Origin of the sequence: Streptomyces sp. SID5785 (genome assembly GCF_009870065.1) — a bacterium.
Lineage (GTDB): Bacteria > Actinomycetota > Actinomycetes > Streptomycetales > Streptomycetaceae > Streptomyces.
This window is the reverse complement of sequence record NZ_WWIA01000443.1, coordinates 1-2,521: the sequence shown is the minus strand read 5'-3', so window position 1 is coordinate 2,521 and position 2,521 is coordinate 1. Positions and strand designations below refer to the sequence as shown.

The 2,521-nt window shown below is 79.1% G+C and carries 2 protein-coding genes; both read right to left on the bottom strand.

Going from position 1 to position 2,521, the window contains the following annotated elements:
* On the bottom strand, positions 1 to 1,610 hold a 1,610-nt coding region (locus tag GTW43_RS14855; RefSeq protein ID WP_161302352.1), incomplete at its 3' end, for a hypothetical protein.
* The coding region (locus GTW43_RS14850; RefSeq protein WP_161302350.1) for a VWA domain-containing protein at positions 1,607 to 2,521 on the bottom strand (915 nt) is incomplete at its 5' end. The genes GTW43_RS14855 and GTW43_RS14850, both read right to left, overlap by 4 nt.

Here is a 2,521-nt window from a genome sequence, read left to right as displayed (position 1 = left end):
GGCACCGCCGTGACCGGGGCGACGGGGGCGACGGGGGCGTCGGGGCCGGACGCGGCGGCCGACGGGAGGTCGGCGCGGGTCAGCCGGTCCAGGCCCAGGTCGTGCCGCGCTCCGGAGGGCAGCCGCACCGCCAGCGGCACGGCGCGGGCCTGCGCCGCCGGGACCAGCCGCGCGACGAGGCGGACCCGGGCGCCGGGAGCCGCACCGAGCAGCGCCAGGTTCTCCCGATGGGCGAGCGCCGGGTCGTCGTGCGCCACGGAGAGCCGGACGAGGACGCCCTGGCACTCGGCGAGCAGGCGGTCGCCGTCCCGCTCCCTGGCCACCCCGGCGAGCGTCGCGTCCAGGAACAGCAGTCCGTGCGGTGTGCCGTGCGACGTGCTGCGGGCGCGCGCGACCTGCTCCGCCAGGGGGACGGACCACAGGGCGTCCAGCGGGGCCTCGGTCCAGTCGGCGCCCTGCGCCCGGACCGCCTGGACGGACCGGCCCGCGCCGAGGCGCCCGTCCGCGGCGACGGTGGCACCGGAGACGACGAGTCCTGCCGTGGACAGCTCGCCGTGGGTGAGGGCCGTGTCGCCCAGCCGGACCGTGCGCCGGGCGGCGGACCGGGCACGCTCGGCCCCGCCGGGGGCGATGTCCGGTACCTGGTAGAGCGTGCCGTCGGCGTCGGCGGTCCAGGTGACGCAGCCCGCGTGCCCGGCGGCGGTCAGCACCGGCTCGGTGAACAGCCCGTACAGGCGCAGCGATCCCGCGTGCGCGTAGGCGCGACGGGCGGTGCCGCGCAGGGCCGCGGCGGCGTCCGGGTCCGTGCCGGGGCGGCCGAGCGCGTGCGCGGTACCGAGCAACTCGGTGAGCACCTCGGCCAGTTCGGCCGTCCGGTACGCCGGATCGGCGGCGCGGGCGGCCCGGACGCCGTTCACCACGCGGATCGCGGCGGCCGCGGGGCGGTGCAGCCCGGCGACCTTGGCGACGTGCGCGGCGCGCAGCAGTCCGGCCTGTGCGACCGCGCCCGCGCCGTCCACCCCGGCGTCGAGCACGCGGGCCGCCGCGGTCCACAGGGCGCGGGCGGCGGACACCTCGGCGGCGGACACCTCGGCCCCGGGCTCCTCGGCCCCGGGCTCCTCGGTGCCGGGAGCGGTGGCCCCGTCCGGCACGGTGGGGGCGGACGCCGGGGTGGCCGGGGCGATGGGGACGGGCCCGTCCGGGTCCGTCGGGTCCGTCGGGTCCGTCAGGCCCGTCGGGTCCACCGCGGGCACGGTCGGCGAGGAGGCCCCGACCTCAGCACCGGGACCGGCATCGGCACCGGCGACCGAGCCCTCCCCCACCGGTGCCAGCGTCACCGCCGCCGCGCGGTGCACGCAGGCGGGGGCCAGGAGGCAGTCGCAGCGGACCGCTTCCGGCGCGGTCACGAGGCCGCCGGGGGCGTGCAGTTCGACGCCCGTCTCCTCGTCCACGGCGATCCGGTGCACGCCGGTCGTGGCGTCCACCGTGTGCGGGCGGTCCGCGAGCTTGGCCGCGGCGGCGTCGAGCCGCTTGCGGAGCCGGGGCGTGAGCGCCTCGACGATCTCGGCGGTGACGCCGGGGAGTACCGGCGGAAGTGCGGGCGTGGTCATCGGATCCTCTCCCCCACCCAGCGGGCGAGTTCCAGCGGGCTGAGCGCGGCGACGGGCATGCCGGCCGCGACGAGCTGCCCCGCCGTGCCCGGCGAGTAGCGCGGCCGGCCCGCGTCGTCGAGGCTCGCGCACCCGAGCACGTGGCAGCCGGCGCCGACCAGCTCCCGCACCTCGCCGAGCAGGCCGCCGACCGGGTAGCCCTCCTCGAAGTCGCTGATCACGACGACGAGCGTGCGGGACGGTGCCGTCACCAGGCGGCGCGCGTGCCGCAGCCCGGCCGCGATGTGCGTACCGCCGCCGACCCGGGTCTCGAGGAGCAGGGCCAGCGGGTCGCTCACGTGCTCGGTGAGGTCGATGACCTCGGTCGAGAACGCGAGGAAGTGCGTGGACAGCGCGGGCACCCCGGCGAGGACGGACGCAGTGAGCGCCGCCCAGACCGTGGACGCCTCCATCGAGCCGGAGACGTCCGTGACGATGATCAGCCGCCAGTCCGCGGAGCGGCGCGACCGCCCGTGGAACACGGGGTGTTCGGGCACCACGACGATCCGGCCGTCCGGCGCTCTGCGGGCCGTCGCCAGGTTCGCGCGCAGCGTGCGGGCGAGGTCGAGGCTGCCGCCGGGGCGCCGCGTGGGGCGGGCCGTGGCGGCTCCCACGAGCGCGGGCCGCAGCCGGGTGGCCAGGGCGCGGGTCAACTCGTCGACGAGCCGGCGCACCAGGGGGCGCAGTGCGGCCAGCCGGGACTCGGGCAGTCCGCCCGCGTGGCGCAGCACCGTGCGCAGCAGCTCCACCGAGGGCCGGGCGGCGTCCGGGTCGAGCGCCTCCACCGCGTCGGTGCGGCCCGCCGCCGCGGCCGCGGCGAGGACCTCCTCGCGCACGCCGGGGCCGAACAGCGCGGTGAGTTCCTCGGCCCA